The following is a 21,568-nucleotide window of genomic DNA, read 5'->3' as shown; positions in this document are numbered from 1 at the left end:
TAAGTCAATTGAATATGCTGCCATCTTTAAATACTATTCTTAACATTTTTACAGTTTACGATCTTTGTGACGGATTTGATATCAAATTGCTGTAAAACTAATATGCTATCCTCTTTTTTCTAATTTTGTTTAAAATTATACTTATATTGATTTATGTCTACTTGTATTTACTTATATTAGCTATTTTGCCTTTCAATCCCAGTGATTTGAAAAATTAACTCTGCCGCTTTACTCATTAGCGAAGTGTTAATCTCAAGTTGATAATTCCCCTCTTTTAAAACCTCTATCACAACTTGACTGAAATCTGCGTTACCTTTCCTCGCACCCAAACCATTAATTGCACATTCAATTTGCCTCACGCCACAACTTAAAGCAATGAGTGAGTTATCTACCGCCATGCCCAAATCATCATGACAGTGTACTGAAACTACAACTTCGTTAATATTGGGTACTCGATTAAAAATCATTTGCAGAAGTTGCGAAAACTCTTCTGGTGATGCCAAGCCTAAGCTATCAGGAATACTAACAGTCCTAGCACCGCTCTTGATTGCAGTTTCAATAGATTTACATAAAAAATCTGGCTCACTTCTGGGAGCATCAAAAGCGCTCCATTCTACATCATCACAGTAATTGCGTGCCAGAGAAACACTCTCCTTGATTGTTTCTAATACTTCCTCTTTGCTTAAATTAGACTGATTTTTAAGATTTACCGGAGTATAAGTGTGAATTCTACCTTTTGTGGCTGGTTTAATTGCTTCAGTAAGAGTGATTATTTCATTTGAATTGGAACTAGCTAGCCCACAAATAGTAGAATTTTTAATTATTTTAGAAATATTAAAGACTTCATCAAAATCTTTTTGAGAACTTGCTGGATAACCAACTTCAATAATATCTACTCCCATTTCTTCGAGTAATTGGGAGATAGCGATTTTTTGTTGTAAATTCATTTCTACACCAGGCGTCAATTCTCCATCACGCATGGTGGTATCAAAAATAATTACTTTTTGATTATTTTCTGACATATTGGCTAGAGATAGCGATCGCTTACATCAAATGCAATATTAAGGAATATCCTCACTTAAGAAAACTGTCTCTAAATCCCGATAACCACTGACAATACGTACAACTTCCACACCGCCATCAATGGGACGATAAAATATTAAGTAATCTTCTACTGGAAAACTCCGTAAACCACTGGCAAAAGTATCGTAACTTTGCCCCATATTAGGAAAATCAGCCAACAGTTTACACTGCTGTTTAATTTTTTTGTTGAGTCTTAGAGCCGCATCAGGATTATAGCGAGCAATATAGCTGCTAATTTCTTTCAAATCTAATCTAGCTGAAGGCGCTAAAATACACCTACTCATTATTTAGCAACCTCAGCTTGTTGCATTTGGGCTTGGGCGCGTCGAATGTCTTCCTCTATTTCTGCAAATACCTCTTCACCATCAATGCCCTCACCACGTTCGAGTTCTTCAATACCAACTTGGATTTTAGCTTTCAATTCTGCTAGACGTTGTTCTTGAATGCGATCGCGTTCATCTAGCAATCTCAATGCTTCACCCATCACCTCACTCACTGAGTGATATCGACCACTATTAACTTTATCCTTAACCAACTGCTCCAGTTCTGGGGTCAAAGATATATTCACAATTATTACCTCATTCCATTTACTCTATATCGTAACCGAAAGCAACTGGAGCAAGGCTAAAATAATTCGTAATTGATAATAATTACGAATTACGAATTACGAATTAATTCGCCGCTGTTTGAGCTTCTTGATAAATTATTTCTTGAAACTGGATCATATCTTTTTGTGGATCGGCGTGACTAACTTTCACCACTATCTGTTCGCCCAACTTCACAGAACGTTTGAAAGCCATTGGCAACTGCAAGCCCAAATCTTCTATCAAAATTAGAGCCAAGTTGCTGTCTTCCCGCAGCCACATCAACACTGTCACATCCCAAGTTTCCTCTGGATGACGCCGTAAATACTCTAAAGCATAATATCTATTAGTTTGTCGTTCCACCATCGTCACCTCTTGGGTGATGCTGGTGACAGTCATCATCACTTCTTTAAGCTGATCTGCGGAAAATGGCAGAACTTCACCCCGCAAATGGGCTTTAATTTGAAAGTGGGTAAGTAAGTCACTGTAGCGGCGGATGGGAGAGGTTGCTTGAGTGTAAGTATCCAAGCCCAAACCAGCATGGCGCAAAGGCGTAATGCTCATTTCACTCTTGGGCATACAACGACGCATGGCGCAAGCGCGAACGAATCCGGCTGGAAGTAGAAGCAATTCCTCATCTGGAGGTAATTCTGGTTGCGGTTGACCGCGAAAAGGCAAAGGTATGTTATTAGTTTTACCATAACGAGCCGCAACTTCACCGGCAACAATCATCATTTCTGCTACCAGTTGCCGTGATGGGGAATCGTCCAAAATATCAATGTGGATCTCCTCACCTTTGACTTTGATCGTCGTTTCGGGCATGGTGATACTAATTGCCCCTTGGGCGTAACGCCAAGCTCTGCGCCGCTGTGCCCAAATTGCGATCGCAGCAATTTCCGGTTCTGCCTGTACACGCAATTGCAGCATTTCATCTACATCTTCGTAGGTGAGACGATAAGTCGGCTTAATGAAGCTGGTATGAATGCTGTAATCTTCTACTCCCCCAGTTGTACCTAAAATAATCCCGAAACTGAGGGCGCAACAAACTTTTCCCTGGATTAGACTCATTGGCCCAGTGGCCAACACTTCTGGAAACATGGGAATCATTCCCGTCGGTAAATAGACTGTACTACCGCGCTTTCTGGCTTCCAAATCTAATTCATCTTCCGGTACTAACCATCTAGTGGGATCGGCGATATGCACCCACAGGCGCTCCCGTCCATCGGGCAATACTTCCCAACTTAGACCATCGTCGATCTCTGTGGTAGTTTCATCATCAATGGTGTAAACCTTCAGGTGAGTCAGATCAAGGCGGTTTGTATCTGAGTCAATTGGCGGGAAATCCAAACGCTGTTGCGCCACTTCTAATACCTTATGAGGAAATTGAATCGGAATTGAAGAACGCCGCAGGAACAAGTTTTCATTAGGACTCCAGCAACCCAAATCTACTAATAGTTGAAAAGCCCCTTGGGGCGTTGTGGGCCGTCCCAGCATGGTCATAGTTTCTAATACTGGAGCGCTGGGCGGATAAGCGCGAGCCAAGGAGTCATAATTAACTCCCGTCCGCACCGTGTCAGCTATTAGCGCTGCATATTTTTCTAGTCCTTCTAAGCGCTGGCGATCGTGGCGCTGCCATTCTACTGCTTCACCTTTGAGCGCCTGCTCTACGCGAGTTAAAAATTCCTGCTGTCCTTTAGCTTTTAGTGCCTCTACTTCCAGTTGGTGCTTGCGTTCTGCCACTTGAGCGGCAGTTCTCGGCTCGTAAGCGTCTCCTTTTTGCTTGAAATAAAGTTTGTCATCTGATAACAAGCAATAGGCAGCGTAACGAGGAGGCGCGGCTGATTCTGAAAATAGCAGATTCGCCATTTGGTCTGGGGTAACTGTTTCGCCATCTTCAACCAGTAATTCCCAAGCCACTTCTAAACTAGATGGGTCTAAATAAGGCTCGATTTGCTCCAAAAAGCTGGCAATCTCAGAAGCCTTGTAAGTCTGTCCGGTAACTGTATAAGTTATTTGTCTAGGCGCGAGGCTGTGGGATTGACCACGTTCGTCTACCACAAACCAGCGGGTTTTACCGTCTGGACGTTCTACGATGCCCAGACGGCGATCGCCTTGAACCCTAAATTCAACTAGCGTCCCCTTCTCCACAACTCTCGCACTCTAATAATTTTAGATTTTAGATTTTGGATTTTGGATTTCATAACTGGTATTAAATCCTAAATCCAACCGTTTTTGATGCAGCAATCTATTTTACACTCTCTGATTCAGATTTGAGATTTTGGTCTCAGAAAGATAAAGCCAAATGTTTATTTAAATACAGCTTCTCTTTATAATCCAAAATCTAAAATCCAAAATCCAAAATTGCTCTAGCCTTCCGCATTGATAAATGGCAACAGAGCCACAATCCGCGATCGCTTAATTGCTAATGTCAACTCTCGCTGTTGCTGAGACGTAAGCCCAGTAATCCGACGTGGCAGTATCTTACCCCGCTCGGTGACAAACTTACGCAATAAATCAACATCTTTATAATCGATTGGTTCTCCTGGCTTGATCGGAGACAGACGACGACGGAAATAACTCATCTCTACTTAATTTCCTTGTGAACAGTATGTTTGTTGCAGTGGGTGCAGAACTTTTTCAGTTCTAGCCTGTTGGTGGTGTTGCGGCGATTCTTGGTACTGGTATAACGTGAAACACCAGCAGAACGCTTATCTGAATTTGTCCGGCACTCAGTACACTCTAGTGTGATAATAATGCGGGCACCTTTACTCTTAGCCATAATCTTACAAACAGTGAAGCCTGAAGAGAATTAACACAAATTACTATCTTCTCACATTCCGCCGCATATTTTCAACTAATCTTTTAATTTTTATATCGAGCGAGTAGCCACGACGCGACGAAACGATGAAAGTTCCACAATAGCGATCGTGTAAAGCCTGCCGCATCTGGGTATCAGAGAAGGCAGTCCCACAATCAATTGCTAGGGGAATTACTAGCAGTATAGCAGTGGGATTGGCTCTAATATTGCTCAGGGCAATTGACACTAATAAAGCACCCAAGCCAATAATCGCCTCTCGCTTCACCAGTGAGAGCAAATCGGGAATTCTGCCCACTACTTCCCCATCTTCGACTTCCAGCACCTTTAAATCGAACGCCCAACGCCCTAAACTTTGCCCTTTATTGTTGTATACCACCAGCACCCGCAAAACCAGCCAAAGTATTACAAAAACTAAGATTTCCACAAATTGAATACCGATATCACTGCCTCCTAGTAGGGAACTGACTAACCAGACACCAAGGAAATCAAGTCCCAATGCCATACCTCGCCGCCCAATCTCAGCCTTGGGATAGTGTTTTTGGGGAACTCGTTCGATAGTCATACAAAATAAGTATTTTTATTTAGGGGTTGGGAAATAGCGATCGCTCCTGTTTTTTATATTAAGATGATGACTTGGTTAGTTGCTGCGCTGTAAAAAAACAAAAACTAGCCAACAAAATTTGTACAACTACCAACTGCACGACTCAAAAATAGGATTAAGCACTTAACGAACTTTTGATACCCTTTGGGTACTTGGTTGGCATCTCATAGAGTAGCCGCTACACGTCATGGATGCAACATACAGTAGGGTTGTACATCTATATTGTATTGTTGTAGAAACTTCATTTTAATTAATTTGGAAGTTGTATCTATGACACATCTGTTTCATAAAACAGCTATTAGTCTGTTGACGACTACTACTTTAGCGTTAGCGATCGCCATAACCACCAACAACCTAGCTCATGCTGCTGAGTTCAAATTTAACTGGAAAGGAGACACTGGTTATTCAGCTAAAGGTTCATTTAACTACGATACAACAACTGCTCCAAGCGTCATTTCTGAAGCTGGTTTGGGAGCTACGAAGAACTTGCAATCTCTCTCAATTTCTTTCTTCGATCCCTTAAGTAATCTGATAAATAGTTTCACTCCAGTGCTTAGTGGGATCTCTAACTACGGCTTTTTGAGATTCAACTTTGATAGCACTAAAGAGCAAATCTTTGGTCCCTTTGATGTTGGCAAGGATGATGCGCTTCCTGGGGACACATGGCTTAATAATAATCTTGCACTCATAGATGAAGGTTTTAGCAATCAGGTTCTAGCTAAAGAATTTCATTTGATCAATAGAGATGCAGCAGGCACAGAGCAAATACTAGATTTAAGTAACAATTCAGTTCAGGTATCCAAAGTGCCCGAAGGAAGCATAATTATCGGTTTACTAGCAGTGTGTAGTTTGGGATTTACCGCTTATAGAAATCTAGACAAAGCTACCCAAGAATAAAAGAAAAATCGGAGGCGATCGCTATGTTATCAGTCAGCGATGCACAAGCAATTATTTTAAATTTGGTGCAACCGTTGGATCGTCAACGGGATACAGAAGTTGTAGATTTATTGACAGCAGATAGTCGCATTTTGGCAACACCTGTCACCAGTCCGCTAGATTTTCCCCATTGGGATAATTCGGCAATGGATGGCTACGCAGTCCGCTACGAAGATGTACAGGACTCTACTGCCGAACAACCAGCTATTTTAGAAATTGTTGAAGACATTCCGGCTGGGTATCAGCCCAAGTCTACGATTCAACCAAGGCAAGCCGCACGGATTTTCACAGGTGCGGTAATCCCAGCAGGTGCGGATACTGTAATCATGCAAGAGAAAACACGCCGTGAGGAAAATCGCGTATTTATTCTAGCTGCACCAAAACCGCAAGAATTTGTCAGACACAAAGCATCTTTCTATCAAGCTGGAACACAACTACTACCAGCAGGAATTAAGTTAAATGCCTCAGAAATTGCCGTATTGGCAGCAGCACAGTGTCCGCAATTAAGTGTTTACCGCCGCCCGCGTGTGGCAATTTTTTCTACAGGTGATGAGTTGGTGGCAGTTGAGCAACCGTTGCAACCAGGGCAAATTGTGGATTCTAATCAGTATGCGCTGGCAGCTTTAGTAAGACAAAGTGGCGCAGAACCGTTAATTTTAGGCATTGTGAAAGACAATCAAGTTGCTTTGGAGAAAGTCATTGCTCACGCCATTGCGATCGCTGATATAGTTCTCTCTTCTGGTGGTGTCTCAGTGGGAGATTATGACTATATTGACAAAATTCTAGAGTCACTAAAAGCAAAAATCCACATTCGGGCTGTGGAAATTAGTCCAGGAAAACCCCTGACTGTCGCCACTTTCCCTAGTAGAGACGCGATTAATCGCGTCTCTCCACACTCAGCACTATACTTTGGTTTGCCAGGAAACCCTGCTGCTGTGTTGGTGACGTTTTGGCGGTTTGTGCTACCAGCAATCAAGAAACTTTCGGGAATTACTGAAGGTTGGGAACCAGTATTTTTGAAAGTGCGATCGCATGATGAATTGCGATCGAACGGCAAACGTGAAACTTACCTTTGGGGTAAATTGCATTTAATTGATGGAGTTTATGAATTTCACAAAGCTGGTGGTAGTCACAGTTCCGGCAATTTAATTAATTTAGCTCAAACCAATGCCTTAGCTGTTCTACCTGTGGGTAAAACATTAATTTCTCCACAAGAAGAAGTGCAAGTTTTGCAGCTTAGTAATGGCTAATGGGGAGTAGGGAGTGGGGAGGCAGGGAGCAACGGAGAAGAGTTTTCCCCTCTGCCTCTTTTCAATGCCCAATATTAAAATATCTGCTCAAAAGCCTGAATCAAGTTGTTAACTTCCTCAAGGGTGTTGTAATGCACCATACTCACCCGGACTATTCCACCTTGGGACGCTAACCCCAGGTATTCAATCAGCCGTTTAGCATAAAAATCGCCGTAGCGAATCCCAATATTATATTGGTCAACTTTTGCGGGAATAGTTGAGCTATTTATTCCATCAACGACAAAAGATATAGTTGGTACACGGAATTTACGGTCAGCCTTTGATTGACCAATCACTCGCACATTCGGCTTACTGTTGAGGTAATTTAGGAGGCGATCGCTAATATGTTCTTCATGTATGCTAATTAAATCAAACGCTTGCACCATTTGATTTCTCAAATCAGGTGCAGTTTCATTTCCGTAGTGCAGTTGTGCTAATTCACTTAAGTAATCACATAAACCTAACATTCCATAACTTAATTCAAAATTGACATTCCCTAATTGAAATTTATAAGGTACATCTGTCTGGTCAATAAAATAATGGTTAAGACCAGGTAATCTTAATAAATGTTCTTCTTTGCCATAAAGTAAGGCATGATGCGGCCCATAGACTTTATAAAAACTCAAAGTATAGAAATCAACATCTAAATCTTGGACATCAACTAATCTGTGAGGTGCATAAGCTACACCATCTACACAAATCATGGCATTGCGATCGTGTACAAATGCAGCAATTTCTTTGATTGGATTGATGGTTCCCAGAACATTAGAAGCATGAGTCAAGGCTACCAGTTTGGTGCTATGACTCATCAATGGTTCTAAATCTGTTAAATGAAGTTCTAAAGTATCTGGGCGAACTTTCCACACTTTAACCTTCATTCCTTGTTTTTCAAGAGCGACCCAAGCACCAATATTAGCCTCATGGTCACAATTAGTAACAATAACCTCATCACCAGGTGTAAAGGTTTGACCCAGACACATTGAGAGAACTTTCAACATCATTGTAGTAGATGGGCCCATAACCACTTCTTTATCAGAATTGGCATTAATGAAAGTAGCCATTCCCCTAGTTGCTGAAGCCAATCGTTCTCCAGCAAGTTGAGAAACCCCATAAGAAGCTCCCAACTGGACATCAGAACTCAAGAGAAATTCGCTAATTCTATCTACTACCTTTTTCAGGGTTTGTGACCCGCCAGCATTATCAAAAAAAGTCCACTCACCAGCTAGAGCCGGGAAATATTGACGAACTTTATCAAGATTCAGAAGCATAATATAAGTTTTCTAGAGAATTCTTTACCCTAGCCTACCTTCTGACAAGTCGCCCAGAGAGCATCTACATCCTTTTTTGGTCTTTGCAGCTTGTTGTGGGAGTCTTCTTGCTCTAAACATCTGGTGACAAAGAATGTAAATAGATGTAGCAATGATATGACATACAACGTTTTGTAACTACATAAAGTACACCCCTCCCCAACCCTCACGCCACTTGCTAAATATCGGGAACGCTAAGAGCAAACAAGTCGGACTGCTCAACGTAGTGGTGACTCTTACTAAGGGGAAGGTTATGGAGTATTTCTGCATTTTACGTTGGCGTAGCCTCTGTCTCCGACACGCTGTTCGCGTTGGTAGAGAAGTTGAAATCTGTTGTATCTAACTTATAGCAACTATTAATGTCTTGATTCTTCACAATTCTCTCCAATTTTATTTGATAAGTTTAAAAGAGAGTCAAAGCAACTATTGTTTTGAGTCTTAATTCCTTGATTGAAAACAAAGGAAGGACTTATGAACACTACTACTACGGTTAAATACGACATCAAGGTTATCAAGGAAGAGGCACTTCAACTTGTTAAAAAGGGACTTCTTAACCGTCAGCACCCAATTTACACCATCTGTAAATATATTCCTCATCGTGACTGGGTTAATTTTGAACTTGAGTTAGAAAAAAATGAATTTTTACTCAGAGATAGAATTATCGACCTACTGAATCACGAATCATGGGAAGATGATTGAGACTGCATTTAGAAGCTGAACCACCATTAGCTACATCCCAATAAAATCAAAATTACAAATTCATTTTTCAACATTAAAAACCCTCGAATTAATCGGGGGTTATAAGTAAGAAACTATTAAAGTCAGCAATAAATCTTGATGAATGGCTTAGGTGCTGGAAAAGAGAAGAAAACCACCGATAGCATAGCAATACAATAATTCTCTATTAAGGCTGTTTTCTTGTTCTACCTGTGTCAGCTAATACCTTGCTATTGGGTTGCAGCCTCGCATTTTATGGCAATTTATTACTGAGAACAAGAGAAATAATTATACCAAACTATTTTAGTCAATTGTATTAGGTTGTATTAAGTAGATAACTCTTCTAGCCCAATCCATTCGGTAATAGATTGCCATTGGCCTACGTAAACAGTAGTACTGCTACGTTTTTCTTTTGGAGTTTTTCTAGGTAGTTTACCCATTACAACATCGCTGAATGAACTGGATTGGTTCCAATCGTAAACAGGCATTTCCTGCCAGCAGTGGCGACAAAACCAGTAAGTCTCTGCACCACGTATATGTTCTAAAAGTAAGCTTGAGCAGCAAGGACAGTAATTCATATTTTTCTCAAATCCTGTTCATAAAAGTGTTATTGCAATTCAGGGCAGCTACTTGAGAAGCCCGTAAATATTTAAAACAAACTGTCTATATTTTGACTATAGTCTTCAAATATAAGGAACTTGTGAGGATAGTTAAAATACTTAATTATTTAGCAAAACTTATATATATTTCTTAAGTAATACTTTCAGGCTGATTTAGCGGTTTTTTCACAAAATCCTCAAATTATATTCAGATAAATTCCAGGAAGAACGCTATGATTGACAAATTAACCATAAGATTCAACGAGCAACTGCTTAAATTAGCTAGCTTAAATCATGTTATTAATTATTCTCTACAATCGATTAGCCCTGATAGTTTTTTAGTCGAAGCTATTGTCTTGATCGGTCAGAAAATATTCAGCCAATTGAAATAGAGCAAGTCCGCAGCCAAAGTTAAACAAAATAACTTAAAATTATCGGTTGAGGCACAATCGGCTCAAATGATGCAAGTTAATCAGGAACTTCAGCAAGCCCTCGAAGAACTCCAGGTTGTGAAAGAAAAACTGCACCAAGCTTACGAGGAGTTAGAACAACGAGTGACGGAAAGGACAGCAGAACTTGTGATGTCTAACGTCCTGTTGCAACAAGAAATTATTGAACGCCAAAGTGCAGAAGCTGCATTACGGCAGAGCGAAAACCTCTATCGCCAGCTTGTGGAAAGCCAAACTGATGTAATTATTCGCATTGATTTGCAGGGGCAGATTACCTTTGCCAATGTAGCAGCTTGTCAAACCTTCGGCTGGAAACAAGATGAGTTTTGTGGTCAGTCATATTTCCAGTTTCTTCATCCAGATGACTTGCCTCAAGTGATGGAAAGTATCACAGCTTTAGGATCTTCATCCCATCCCTTGACTAATTATGAGCGATGTGCATTGACAGTCAACGGTATTCGCTGGTTTCAATGGAATGCGATCGCAATTCATAATGACAAAGGAGAGGTTGTTGAAATACAACTGGTAGGCAGAGATATTACCGAACAGCGAGCCGCGCTACACGAGCGCCAACTTGCCGAAGCAGCACTACGTCAAAGTGAGGAGAAATTTCGCACTTTTTCCGAAAATACCCACGCCACGATCTGGATTCGTAGCGCAGATTCATTCTACCCTTTGTACATTAGTCCTGCTTATGAGAAGATTTGGGGTCGATCTTCCCAAGGTCTATTTGAGCAGCCAACATCTTGGGTAGACACAGTTCATTCAGACGATCGCGATCGCGCCACCCAATCAATCGAGCAACTGCTTAGTGGAAGTCAATCCATTTCAGCAGAATATCGGATTTTGCGACCTGACGGATCGATCCGCTGGATTTGGAATCGGGGTTTTGCTGTCTATAATGACCAAGGACAAGTTAACTACTATGGTGGCATTGCTGAAGATATCACCGAGCGCAAGCTGGCTGAAGAGTCACTGCGGGAAAGTGAAGCGCGATTGAGTTTAGCGACCGAAGCCGTCCAAATAGGCATATGGGATCGGAACCCGATCACCAATACTTGTGTTTGGTCTGCCAATATGGGGCTACTTTATGGTCTGCCGAGCAATACCTTGTGTCCAACTGTTGAAGACTATTTCAATTTAATCCATCCAGCAGACCGCGAATCTGTAGCTGCGACTTTAGCTCGGATGATTGAGGAAGGAAAAGGATCTATAGAGTATCGAATTATCTGGCCCGACGGCAGCCTACACTGGTTAAACTGCAAAGGTCAGGTCTACTATAACGAAATCGGTCAGCCGATCCGGATCATCGGTACAAATAGGGATATCACCGAGCGCAAGCTGGCGGAACAAAAAATCTCCGAACAAGCCGCTTTACTTGATATCGCTACCGACGCCATATTAGTTCGAGATTTCCAGTCTCAAATCTTATTCTGGAATAAAGGTGCAGAGCGGATGTATGGTTGGCTTTCTACAGAGGTTATTGGCAAAGACCTCCACGATATTTTATACCCAGCCGGAATTCAGCAGCAATTGAAAGAACCCATAAAAAGCGTAATTGAGTGTGGCTCGTGGCAAGGTGAGTTACATAAAGTTACAAAATCTGGTCAGAAAATTATTGTGGAAAGCCGTTGGACACTGATGCGCGATCCTGCGGGAGAACCCAAATCTATTCTGACTGTTGACACTGACATCACCCAAAAGAAACAACTCGAAGAGCAGTTTTTTCGCACCCAGCGATTGGAAAGCCTTGGTACTCTTGCAGGTGGTATTGCCCACGACTTGAACAATATATTGACACCAATTTTGGCATCGGCTCAATTATTACAGGGAAAATTTTTCCAAGACGAAGAGCGTTCTGGGCAATTGCTGGCACTGGTAGAAAGCAACGCCAAACGCGGAGCAGCTTTAGTGAAGCAAGTCTTATCCTTTGCACGGGGATATAAAGGAGAGCCGACAATTATTCAAGTCCAGTATCTGATTTCAGAAATTATCCAAATTGCTAAACAGACATTTCCCAAATCTATTGAATTTTCCATCATTATTCCAGAAGAAATTTGCGCGATCGCTGGGGATACTACACAACTACATCAAGTGTTAATGAATCTGTTAGTAAATGCCCGCGATGCTTTGCCAGATGGTGGCAATATCAATATTTTTGTGGAAAATAAGTTTATTGATGAAGCTTATACCAGAATGAATCTTGATGCCAAGGTTGGGCATTATATTGTGATTACCGTTGCTGATAACGGAATTGGGATACCGCCAAAAATATTAGATAGAATTTTTGAGCCATTTTTCACCACAAAAGAGGTCAACACAGGTACGGGACTAGGACTTTCAACAGCGTTAGGTATCATTAGAAGCCATGACGGTTTTATGAAAGTGTCTAGCAATGTCGGTAGAGGCAGCAAGTTTGACCTGTTTTTACCAGCTGTGGAAGCAACCCCAGTATTCAAGATAGAAGACCTGGATTTGCTTCCAGGAGAGGGAGAATTTATTTTAGTTGTAGATGATGAAGCCCAAATTCGGGAGATTGCCACAATCATCCTAGAAAATCACAACTATCAGATACTTACTGCTAGTAATGGCATAGAGGCGATCGCACTTTATGCCCAACACAAGCATCAAATCAATGCTGTGTTGATGGATCTAATGATGCCAGAAATGGATGGAATTACCGCTATTCGCACCTTACGAAAAATGAACAAGCAGCTTCAAATCATTGCCTGTAGCGGGCTTAACTCAATGGAAGTGTTTGCTCAAGCTGCTGATGTTAATGTGCAAGCAGTTTTATCAAAACCCTATACAGCCAGAGAATTATTGAACAGTTTACACCACTTATTGAGAGGCTAGTACCGCACTCCTCTTCTCTGCGAGACGCTACGCGAACGTCTGAAAATGTCTTTAATTTTGAATTTTGAATTGTTAATCATGGGGTGATGTTCTAGTAGCGATCGCTCCAATTTTACTTTACAAAAAAAGGTGGATGTAGGGTTGCAGATTCTCATCCCATAGCTAGACGCAAAGATTTTTATAGTAATTTAGCATCATGGGGGAAATGTACCTCACGAAATCGAAAACTGGAAAGAGAAATGAGGTTATTACCTAGCTAAATTTCTGGAATTCGTCATCATGTATGAACTAATTCAAGCTCTGTCCAACGGTGATGAAAAAACTGCTCTACATCAGTTGATTTATGCGTTGAGTATTTCAGGTAAGCATTACTTCCTAAGAAATGAGATTTTGCAAGCTTTTGCTGATTACTGTCATCAATCCCAAAAGCCAGCTTATTTTTACTACTCTTCTTCTGTTGGCAAACTAATACAATACACCCACGAAATAATTATTGAAGAGGAAAGTACTTGGTTTGTGATTCGACCGAGGATTGCTAATCAACAAGTTTGGCAACTGACAGCTGACTTTAGCAGGTTCGAGCAGATGACACCTCAAGCGCTGTTAGATGTGAGAGATCGTCTAGTCAACCGCTACCAACCCCATATTCTGGAAATCGACCTCCACCCCTTCTATGAGAATTCTCCAAGAATTGACGATGCGAGAAATATTGGTCAAGGTTTAGCCTTTCTCAACCGTTACCTGTGCAATAAATTGTTGACTGACTCTGAATATTGGGTAGAAATGTTATTTAAAGCATTACATAGGTTGCAATGCAATGATATTCGCCTATTGTTGAGCGATCGCATTTCTTCTGGTATTGAGTTAGCCAAACAAATTAAGCCAGCGCTGAAATTGCTGAGTGAGCGATCGCCTGATGAACCTTATGAAAAATTTAGCTTCGACCTCCAAGAACTCGGCTTTGAGCCGGGTTGGGGTAACACTGCGGCGCGAGTCTCTGAAACTTTAGAACTTCTCGACCGACTCATTTACTCCCCAGAACCCGGCATTTTAGAAACATTTGTAGCCCGCGTCCCCGCCGTCTTTCGCGTCGTCCTCGTTTCCGTCCACGGCTGGGTGGGACAGGAAGATGTTTTGGGAAGAGATGAAACACTCGGTCAAGTTATCTACGTCCTCGAACAAGCTCGCAGCTTAGAAAAAGAACTGCGCGAACAAATCAAACTTGCTGGACTCGACCAGCTAGGCATTAAACCCCATGTAATTATTCTGACTCGATTAATTCCTAACTGTGAAGGCACATTTTGTAACCTGCCCTTAGAAAAAGTCCAAGATACCGAAAATGCTTGGATATTGCGCGTTCCTTTTGGTGAATTCAATCCAGAAATTACCAACAATTGGATTTCTAAATTTGATATTTGGCCCTATTTAGAGCAATTTGCTGTAGATGCAGAAAGAGAATTACTAGCTCATTTCCAAGGCAAGCCTAATCTAGTTGTTGGCAATTACAGCGACGGGAACTTAGTGGCCTTTCTGCTATCTCGCCGCATGAAAGTCACCCAGTGTAACATTGCTCATTCTTTGGAAAAGCCTAAATATCTATTTAGTAATTTATATTGGCAAGATTTAGAAGATAAATATCATTTCTCGGCACAATTCACCGCCGATTTGATTAGCATGAATGCAGCTGACTTTATCATCACATCGTCCTATCAAGAAATTGTCGGCACGCCTGATACGATAGGTCAATACGAGTCTTATAAGTGGTTTACGATGCCACAACTGTATCATGTAGTTGATGGCATTGATTTGTTTAGTCCTAAATTTAACTTAGTGCCGCCAGGAGTAAATGAAAGTCTTTTCTTTCCCTACAGCCAAAAAGAAAACCGAGATTCTAAACTTTGCACAGAAGTCCACGACTTACTCTTTACCCGCGAAGATCCACAAATTCTTGGTCATTTAGAACGCCCCAATAATCGACCAATCTTTGCTCTTGATACCATCAATTCAATCAAAAATTTCACTGGTTTAGCTGAATGTTTTGGTAAAAGTCAGGCGTTGCAAGAGCGTTGTAACCTGATTTTATTAACGACTAAACTGCATCTACATGAAGCTAGCAACCCAGAAGAAGCAGAAGAAATTCAAAAACTCCACGACATTATCGACCAATATAATCTTGATGACAAGATTCGCTGGGTGGGAATGCGTGTCCCTAGCAGCGACATCGGCGAAGCCTACCGAGTAGTTGCCGATTCTCAGGGAATTTATGTCCATTTTGCCCTTTTTGAATCCTTCGGTCGGAGTATTTTGGAAGCGATGATTTCTGGCTTACCAACTTTTGCGACTCAATTTGGCGGTTCTTTAGAAATTATCGAGAACAAAGAAAACCAATTTAATGTTAATCCTACAGACTTAGAAGGAACAGCAACGAAAATTTTAGACTTCCTTGAGCAATGCGATACTCATGCTGAATACTGGTACGAAGTTTCAGAAGGGATGAGTCAACGAATTCATCACAAATATAATTGGCATTTACATAGCAATCAATTACTACTGCTTGCGAAAATGTTTAGTTTTTGGAACTTTGTTGCTCCCGAAAATAACGAAGCTAGAGATCGCTACATGGAAACCTTATTTCATCTCATTTATAAACCCAGAGTTGAAAAGATTTTGGAAAAGCATAAGGGAGGGAGTAGGGGAGTAGGGGAGTAGGGGAGTAGGGGAGTAGGGGAGCAGGGGAGCAGGGGAGCAGGGGAGAGTTAGAACTAACTGGATTCATCCACCTCAGAACTCCGTTCATCCACCTCAGAACTCCGTTCATCCACCTCAGAACTCCGTTCATCCACCTCGGAACTCCGTTCATCCACCTCGGAACTCCGTTCATCCACCTCGGAACTCCGTTCATCCACCTCAGAACTCCGTTCATCCACCTCAGAACTCCGTTCATCCACCTCAGAACTCCGTTCATCCACCTCAGAACTCCGTTCATCCACCTCAGAACTCCGTTCATCCACCTCGGAACTCCGTTCATCTAGCTCAAAGACTCAAAATCCCCACTCCCAACTTATGCAAACAAAAGGTCGTTCTCGCCATTTTATCTACACAGACTGGATATTAATCGAAACCCAGTTTGACCCTGAGCAATTGCACTCCAAAGAAACCGTCTTTACAATCGGCAATGGATACCTGGGAACAAGAGGCAGTTTTGAGGAAGGTTATCCTCATACATTGCCAGCTACTTTTATCCACGGTGTCTACGATGACGTACCTGTGGTATACACTGAACTGGTAAATTGCCCTGACTGGCTACCCTTGATAGTGATTGTAAATGGCGATCGCTTCCGTCTCGATCGAGGTGAGATATTAAGCTACGATCGCCAGCTTGATTTACGCCAAGGACTACTGATTCGGGCCTTGCGTTGGCGCTCTCCCAATGGAAACACCATAGATATCAGCTTTGAACGCTTTGCTAGTCTTGCAGATCCGCACGTGTTGGCGCTACGCTGCCATGTAACACCAATAGATTTTGATGGGTTAATCGAAGTTCAAGCTAGCATTAATGGCTATCCCGAAAATCAGGGTTTCAATCACTGGGAAGAATTAGATCAGGGCAAGACTAACCAAGGAATCTGGTTGCAACGCCGCACGCGCAACTCTCGAATTGAACTCGGTATGGCAGCTAAGGTGACAATATTAGGCACTGAAGCATCTTTGCAAGTCAATACCGCACCTGGTTATCCTACTTTGAGTACGACCTTCTTGGCTAAAGCGCAGCAGACTGTGACGGTGGAAAAACTTGTGACAGTTTTTACCTCACGGGAAATTGAAGCACCAGTTCCAGCAGCTCAAGAAAAACTCGCACAACTGCCAGACTACGCAACATTACTAAAAGCCAATGAGCAAGCATGGGATGAGGTTTGGCAGCAAAGTGACATCCTGATTGAGGGGGATAGCACAGCTACTTTTGCTGTTCGCTACAATCTGTTTCAACTGCTAATTGCTGCCCCACGGGATGATGACAGGGTGAGCATTCCTGCTAAAACCCTTTCGGGGTTTGGCTATCGCGGTCATGTTTTTTGGGATACAGAAATTTTTATGCAACCCCTATTTCTGTTTACTCAACCAGCGATCGCCCGCAATTTACTCAGTTACCGTTGGCACACTTTACCCGGAGCTAGACGCAAAGCAGTCCATTACGGCTATAGAGGGGCAATGTTTGCCTGGGAAAGTGCTGATACTGGAGATGAAGTAACACCACGTTGGGCTATCGGTAGTGATTTTTATGGTGAAGACGTGCGGATTTGGTGTCGCGATCGCGAAATTCACATCAATGCAGATATCCCCTACGCAATTTGGAACTACTGGCAAGCGACTGGTGATGATGACTGGATGCAAAAGTGCGGTGCAGAGGTGATTTTGGATGCCGCCATTTTTTGGGGTAGCCGGGTTGAATTCAATTCTGAGCGCGAACAGTATGAAATTCGAGGAGTAATCGGAGCGGATGAATACCATGAATTAGTCCATAACAACGCCTTTACAAACCGGATGGCGCAGTGGCATTTAGAAAAAGCGATCGCCGTCTATGATTGGCTGGCTCATAAATTCCCGGAACGAGCCACCGAACTAGAACAGAAACTAAAGCTGACCCCAGAGGAGCGATCGCACTGGCAAGAGATCGTCGCCAAAATATTGTTTTTCTATGAGCCATCAACAGAACTAATCGAGCAGTTCGAGGGATTTTTCCAATTGGAAGATATCAACTTAGCAGATTATGAACTACGCGATCGCTCCATGCAACCGATCTTGGGTATTGATAAAACCAACAAATCTCAAATACTAAAGCAGCCAGACGTATTAATGCTCCTATATTTAATGCGGGAATCAGCAGATTTTCCCTATAACGAAAAAGCATTACAGACAAACTGGGACTACTACGCACCCCGCACCGATATTACTTATGGTTCGTCCCTTGGCCCAGCAGTTCAAGCCATTTTAGCTTCCGATTTGGGCAAATCAACCGTAGCTTACGAACAATTTATGCGGGCGTTAATGGTGGATCTAGAAGATAACCGAGGTAACACCAACGATGGAATTCACGGTGCTAGTGCTGGTGGGATTTGGCAAGCTGTAATTTTTGGATTCGGCGGCATCCAACTAACTGAAAATGGCCCCGTAGCTAATCCCCACCTACCCCCTGGCTGGACGCGCCTGAAGTTTAAACTGCACTGGCGCGGGAAATGGCATGACTTTGATTTGAAGGGATTGGGGACAAATGAGCAGGGGAGCGGGGGAGAGGGAGAAGTTGCAGTAAGTTTTTCTCCTCTGCTCCTTTCCTCCTCGGTCACTGAGCGTAGCCGTTCGCGCAGCGTCTCGCAGAAAAGTGCTGCCCCTCTTCCTCTTGTGCCCGATGCCCCATCTCCCATACCCAACATCCAAGGATTCATCTTCGATTTAGATGGTGTGCTAACAGATACAGCAAAACTTCACTATCTAGCTTGGCAGAAGCTAGCTGATGAAGAGGGTATACCATTTAATCGGGAAGCTAACGAAGCTTTGCGCGGTGTATCCCGTCGTGCTTCCCTGATGCTGATTATTGGGGATAGACCGTATTCGGAAGCACAAATCGAGGAGATGATGGAGCGTAAGAATCGCTATTATGTCGAATTGATCCAAAACATGACACCCCAGGATTTGTTGCCAGGTGCGATCGCCTTGTTGAATGAATTGCGGCAAGCTGATATTAAGATCGGTATTGGTTCAGCGAGTAAAAATGCCCGCCCAGTGTTAGAGCGATTGGGCATTGTGGACAAAGTAGATGCGATCGCAGACGGTTACAGCGTACAAGAACCCAAGCCAGCGCCAGACTTATTTCTCTATGCAGCCAAGCAGCTAGGAATCGAACCAGGGCAATCTGTGGTTGTAGAAGATGCCGCAGCCGGTGTTGAAGCCGCTCTAGCTGCTGGGATGTGGGCAGTAGGACTCGGCCCTGTTGAACGAGTTGGAGCTGCTCATATTGTTTTACCCAGCCTAGAAGGTATTAAATGGGCAGACCTTCGAGAGCAATTGAGTAACATTTCCAGACAAAAACAGTGAACAAACGAGAACTGCTTGATTACTTACAGCAGATTTCAAGGAAGGTGAAATACGCAAAGATTCGTCTTCAAGCAAGGATTTCACGCTAGTAGGTTGGGTTTCGTTCCTCAACCCAACCCAACATTTTATCCTTGTTCGCGTTGGGTTTCACAGCCATTCAACCAAACTTATATTGATAGATTTTATTACAATTAATCACCCGAACTTGATATAACTTCTGTTCGTCGTACTTTTATGCAGAAGCAAGCTAGCATGAGCGATTTCATAACAGAAGATATTGGTGTTAGCAAAACTTCTTTTGGAGAAGCAATTAGTCAAATCCGCTACTCCGAGTTTTCTAAATTCTGCTGTAATTGTCGTTTTAAGCTGCAACTTTTTCCTCAAATGGTTTAAAGGTTTTTTTTCTAGCACCGCAAATCGGACATTCCCAGTCTTCAGGAATTTCTTCAAAAGGTGTACCAGGTGCAATTCCCGAATCAGGATCGCCAGCAACAGGATCGTAAATCATGCTGCATTGTCTACAAATCCATTTCTGAGTTTTAGGATCTTCACCAGCAACTCTGGTTGCTGTTTGTCCACCGTTTAATACTTCTAAGGCTTCAGTGTAGCGATCGGCGTGATAATTTTCGATGAATTTTAACAAGCCAAAACGGTGGGCAGCTTCTCGAAATGTGTTGGCATGATCGGTAGATTCTTGAACTTGTTTGAGAAATTCTTCAGCTGCCGGATTATCGCGTTGGCTCTGCCCGCCGTAGGCATCGCGTTGTGCATCTGCGGCAAACTTTGGATACATTGTGGTATATTCGTAAGTCTCGCCTTCAATTGCCAAAGATAAACAGCGAGATACAATTTCCCGCTTTTGTTCATCAGTTAAAGCAACTGCATCTTCTACCACAAGTTCTGGATGTAGTAACTTAAAATGTGCAAAAGCGTGTTCAGTTTCTTGATCTGCTGTTTCTTTAAAAAGTTTCGCCAAGTCTGTAAACCCAAGTTGACGCGCCACCTCAGCGAAAAACAGATACTTACGATTTGCCATCGATTCACCACCGAAGGCAGCTTCTAAGTTTTGAAGTGTAGTAAAGTTGGACAAATCCATAATTTTTTAATGCCTGATAAGTGATATTTAGTGCAAAAGCACAGACTCTACAACCGGATAATCAGCCGTTATTTGTATAAGTTATAAATGCTTTATACAAACTTTGTCATCCCATATTTAGCAATCCGTTTTAATCGGAAGCTAGCACGGCTGTGTTCTCCTATTTGGACAATTATAAAACCGAAAAATTGTGCGACTGACAAATTATATTTTTGATTTAGAGATGACTGTGATTGCTTTAATTTGTCTGAAGTTCTAAAAATGGATAGTCGATGTATCCTGTAGCGTCAGGGGCATAAAATGTTTTTGGATCTGGAGCATGGCTTAAATTTCTATTACGGCGTTGCACATTACTGACTGAGGTTTGAAAACGGGGATCTTTAGAAGAGCTTTTCCTCACGCGATTCCACCGTTGACACGGATGTTTTGGCCAGTGATCCACCTAGCTTCGTCGCTAGCGAGAAACGCCACTACATCGGCGATTTCTTGCACGTCTCCCAGTTTGCCAAAAGCAGCCATTTGGGCTAAACGATCTATCTGTTCTTGTGTTTTGCCTTCTCGGAATAGTTCTGTATCGGTGGGGCCAGGAGAAATAACATTAACTGCGATCGCTTTTGCACCCAATTCTTTAGCTAGTACCCGCGTGATTTGTTCAACAGCACCCTTAGTTCCTACATAGGCACTATAAGTTGGCAGCATCATCACTGTAGTTGATGAGGAAAAGTTAATAATCCGTCCCCCTTCTGCCATGTGTTGCGCCGCTTGCTGGCAAGTAAAATAAGTGCCTTTGACGTTAATGGCAAAAATCGCGTCGAAATCTTCTTCTGTCACCTGAGTAATTGGTTTATAGAAGGCGATTCCGGCATTATTGACCAAAATATCGAGTTTGCCAAAGCGTTCAAGTGTTTGCTCAAATAACCGTTGGATGTCGGGTACTTTGCTAATATCAGCTTGGATAGCGATCGCTTCTACTCCCAACTTTTCAATTTCTGCAACAACTTCTTGTGCTTTGCCTGCATTCCCCGCATAGTTAACGACAATAGATGCACCGTTACCAGCTAACTTGAGTGCGATCGCTCGTCCAATTCCCCGCGATGCACCAGTGATAATTGCAACCTTCCCTGTCAAAGATGCCATAGATTA

General features: G+C 42.4%; 19 protein-coding genes. 6 read left to right on the top strand and 13 right to left on the bottom strand.

What is annotated here, in order from left to right; translation table 11 throughout:
* Positions 1 to 176 precede the first annotated feature (176 nt).
* From V7K44_RS08500 to V7K44_RS08470, 7 genes are all read right to left on the bottom strand, one after another.
* The gene (locus V7K44_RS08500) at positions 177 to 1,022 is read right to left on the bottom strand and encodes a 2-isopropylmalate synthase (protein ID WP_334930474.1); all 846 of its coding nucleotides are present in this window, start codon (positions 1,020 to 1,022) and stop codon (positions 177 to 179) included.
* Positions 1,023 to 1,061: 39 nt separating this feature from the next.
* Complete coding sequence (locus V7K44_RS08495) at positions 1,062 to 1,367, bottom strand: type II toxin-antitoxin system RelE/ParE family toxin (RefSeq protein ID WP_334930472.1); 306 nt, start codon at positions 1,365 to 1,367, stop codon at positions 1,062 to 1,064.
* Positions 1,367 to 1,651 (bottom strand): type II toxin-antitoxin system ParD family antitoxin, encoded by a 285-nt coding sequence (locus V7K44_RS08490; RefSeq protein WP_334930470.1) that lies wholly within the window; start codon positions 1,649 to 1,651, stop codon positions 1,367 to 1,369. The genes V7K44_RS08495 and V7K44_RS08490 overlap by 1 nt, the downstream gene beginning before the upstream one ends.
* Before the next feature lie 103 nt (positions 1,652 to 1,754).
* Complete coding sequence (locus V7K44_RS08485; protein WP_334930468.1) at positions 1,755 to 3,815, bottom strand: ribonuclease catalytic domain-containing protein; 2,061 nt, start codon at positions 3,813 to 3,815, stop codon at positions 1,755 to 1,757.
* Positions 3,816 to 4,033: 218 nt separating this feature from the next.
* A complete protein-coding gene (rpsR, locus tag V7K44_RS08480; protein WP_012411240.1) occupies positions 4,034 to 4,249 on the bottom strand; it encodes a 30S ribosomal protein S18 in 216 nt (71 codons plus the stop codon).
* Between the two features lie 2 nt (positions 4,250 to 4,251).
* Positions 4,252 to 4,446 (bottom strand): 50S ribosomal protein L33, encoded by a 195-nt coding sequence (rpmG, locus tag V7K44_RS08475; protein WP_012411241.1) that lies wholly within the window; start codon positions 4,444 to 4,446, stop codon positions 4,252 to 4,254.
* A gap of 43 nt (positions 4,447 to 4,489) precedes the next feature.
* The gene (locus V7K44_RS08470) at positions 4,490 to 5,047 is read right to left on the bottom strand and encodes an RDD family protein (protein WP_334930466.1); all 558 of its coding nucleotides are present in this window, start codon (positions 5,045 to 5,047) and stop codon (positions 4,490 to 4,492) included.
* Between the two features lie 309 nt (positions 5,048 to 5,356).
* On the opposite strand from V7K44_RS08470, the gene V7K44_RS08465 reads away from it, so the two are divergent.
* On the top strand, positions 5,357 to 5,983 hold the full coding sequence (locus V7K44_RS08465; protein ID WP_334930464.1) for a PEP-CTERM sorting domain-containing protein: 627 nt from the start codon (positions 5,357 to 5,359) through the stop codon (positions 5,981 to 5,983).
* Between the two features lie 23 nt (positions 5,984 to 6,006).
* A complete protein-coding gene (locus V7K44_RS08460; RefSeq protein ID WP_334930462.1) occupies positions 6,007 to 7,272 on the top strand; it encodes a molybdopterin molybdotransferase MoeA in 1,266 nt (421 codons plus the stop codon).
* Between the two features lie 74 nt (positions 7,273 to 7,346).
* Here V7K44_RS08460 and V7K44_RS08455 read toward each other — a convergent pair whose 3' ends face one another.
* Positions 7,347 to 8,579: a cysteine desulfurase-like protein gene (locus tag V7K44_RS08455; protein WP_334930460.1), complete on the bottom strand. Its 1,233-nt coding sequence runs from the start codon at positions 8,577 to 8,579 to the stop codon at positions 7,347 to 7,349.
* 510 nt (positions 8,580 to 9,089) lie between these two features.
* Here V7K44_RS08455 and V7K44_RS08450 point away from each other — a divergent pair.
* Entirely contained in the window at positions 9,090 to 9,317 is a 228-nt protein-coding gene (locus V7K44_RS08450) for a DUF4327 family protein (RefSeq protein ID WP_334841889.1), read from the top strand.
* Positions 9,318 to 9,661: 344 nt separating this feature from the next.
* On the opposite strand, the gene V7K44_RS08445 is transcribed toward V7K44_RS08450, so the two are convergent.
* The gene (locus V7K44_RS08445) at positions 9,662 to 9,913 is read right to left on the bottom strand and encodes a hypothetical protein (protein WP_334930458.1); all 252 of its coding nucleotides are present in this window, start codon (positions 9,911 to 9,913) and stop codon (positions 9,662 to 9,664) included.
* Between the two features lie 479 nt (positions 9,914 to 10,392).
* Between V7K44_RS08445 and V7K44_RS08440 the strand changes: the two genes are divergently transcribed.
* Together V7K44_RS08440 and V7K44_RS08435 are read left to right on the top strand one after the other, a co-directional pair.
* On the top strand, positions 10,393 to 13,239 hold the full coding sequence (locus V7K44_RS08440) for a PAS domain S-box protein (RefSeq protein ID WP_334930456.1): 2,847 nt from the start codon (positions 10,393 to 10,395) through the stop codon (positions 13,237 to 13,239).
* A 279-nt stretch (positions 13,240 to 13,518) separates the two neighbouring features.
* Entirely contained in the window at positions 13,519 to 15,948 is a 2,430-nt protein-coding gene (locus V7K44_RS08435) for a sucrose synthase (protein ID WP_334930454.1), read from the top strand.
* Between the two features lie 53 nt (positions 15,949 to 16,001).
* Here the strand turns inward: V7K44_RS08435 and V7K44_RS08430 are convergent, their stop codons facing one another.
* Positions 16,002 to 16,250, bottom strand: a complete 249-nt coding sequence (locus V7K44_RS08430; protein ID WP_334930452.1) for a hypothetical protein — start codon at positions 16,248 to 16,250, stop codon at positions 16,002 to 16,004.
* A gap of 52 nt (positions 16,251 to 16,302) precedes the next feature.
* Between V7K44_RS08430 and pgmB the strand changes: the two genes are divergently transcribed.
* On the top strand, positions 16,303 to 19,329 hold the full coding sequence (gene pgmB, locus V7K44_RS08425; protein ID WP_334930450.1) for a beta-phosphoglucomutase: 3,027 nt from the start codon (positions 16,303 to 16,305) through the stop codon (positions 19,327 to 19,329).
* A gap of 361 nt (positions 19,330 to 19,690) precedes the next feature.
* On the opposite strand, the gene V7K44_RS08420 is transcribed toward pgmB, so the two are convergent.
* From V7K44_RS08420 to V7K44_RS08410, 3 genes are all read right to left on the bottom strand, one after another.
* Entirely contained in the window at positions 19,691 to 20,425 is a 735-nt protein-coding gene (locus V7K44_RS08420; protein WP_334930448.1) for a rubrerythrin family protein, read from the bottom strand.
* 238 nt (positions 20,426 to 20,663) lie between these two features.
* Positions 20,664 to 20,825 (bottom strand): hypothetical protein, encoded by a 162-nt coding sequence (locus V7K44_RS08415; protein WP_334930446.1) that lies wholly within the window; start codon positions 20,823 to 20,825, stop codon positions 20,664 to 20,666.
* Entirely contained in the window at positions 20,822 to 21,562 is a 741-nt protein-coding gene (locus V7K44_RS08410; RefSeq protein WP_099101707.1) for an SDR family oxidoreductase, read from the bottom strand. Before V7K44_RS08410 ends, V7K44_RS08415 begins: the two co-directional genes overlap by 4 nt.
* Between the last annotated feature and the right edge of the window lie 6 nt (positions 21,563 to 21,568).

The sequence above is a fragment of the Nostoc sp. genome, assembly GCF_036917235.1.
GTDB lineage: Bacteria > Cyanobacteriota > Cyanobacteriia > Cyanobacteriales > Nostocaceae > Nostoc.
The sequence above is the reverse complement of the archived record's forward strand: the minus strand, read 5'-3'. Positions and strand labels throughout refer to the sequence as shown.

Excerpts from the sequence above, each read along its gene's own strand:
- V7K44_RS08500 (WP_334930474.1), bottom strand. The coding sequence starts at position 1,022 with ATGTCAGAAAATAATCAAAAAGTAATTATTTTTGATACCACCATGCGT.
- V7K44_RS08495 (WP_334930472.1), bottom strand. The coding sequence starts at position 1,367 with ATGAGTAGGTGTATTTTAGCGCCTTCAGCTAGATTAGATTTGAAAGAA.
- rpsR (WP_012411240.1), bottom strand. The coding sequence starts at position 4,249 with ATGAGTTATTTCCGTCGTCGTCTGTCTCCGATCAAGCCAGGAGAACCA.
- rpmG (WP_012411241.1), bottom strand. The coding sequence starts at position 4,446 with ATGGCTAAGAGTAAAGGTGCCCGCATTATTATCACACTAGAGTGTACT.
- V7K44_RS08470 (WP_334930466.1), bottom strand. The coding sequence starts at position 5,047 with ATGACTATCGAACGAGTTCCCCAAAAACACTATCCCAAGGCTGAGATT.
- V7K44_RS08465 (WP_334930464.1), top strand. The coding sequence starts at position 5,357 with ATGACACATCTGTTTCATAAAACAGCTATTAGTCTGTTGACGACTACT.
- V7K44_RS08460 (WP_334930462.1), top strand. The coding sequence starts at position 6,007 with ATGTTATCAGTCAGCGATGCACAAGCAATTATTTTAAATTTGGTGCAA.
- V7K44_RS08455 (WP_334930460.1), bottom strand. The coding sequence starts at position 8,579 with ATGCTTCTGAATCTTGATAAAGTTCGTCAATATTTCCCGGCTCTAGCT.
- V7K44_RS08450 (WP_334841889.1), top strand. The coding sequence starts at position 9,090 with ATGAACACTACTACTACGGTTAAATACGACATCAAGGTTATCAAGGAA.
- V7K44_RS08445 (WP_334930458.1), bottom strand. The coding sequence starts at position 9,913 with ATGAATTACTGTCCTTGCTGCTCAAGCTTACTTTTAGAACATATACGT.
- V7K44_RS08440 (WP_334930456.1), top strand. The coding sequence starts at position 10,393 with ATGATGCAAGTTAATCAGGAACTTCAGCAAGCCCTCGAAGAACTCCAG.
- V7K44_RS08435 (WP_334930454.1), top strand. The coding sequence starts at position 13,519 with ATGTATGAACTAATTCAAGCTCTGTCCAACGGTGATGAAAAAACTGCT.
- pgmB (WP_334930450.1), top strand. The coding sequence starts at position 16,303 with ATGCAAACAAAAGGTCGTTCTCGCCATTTTATCTACACAGACTGGATA.
- V7K44_RS08420 (WP_334930448.1), bottom strand. The coding sequence starts at position 20,425 with ATGGATTTGTCCAACTTTACTACACTTCAAAACTTAGAAGCTGCCTTC.
- V7K44_RS08410 (WP_099101707.1), bottom strand. The coding sequence starts at position 21,562 with ATGGCATCTTTGACAGGGAAGGTTGCAATTATCACTGGTGCATCGCGG.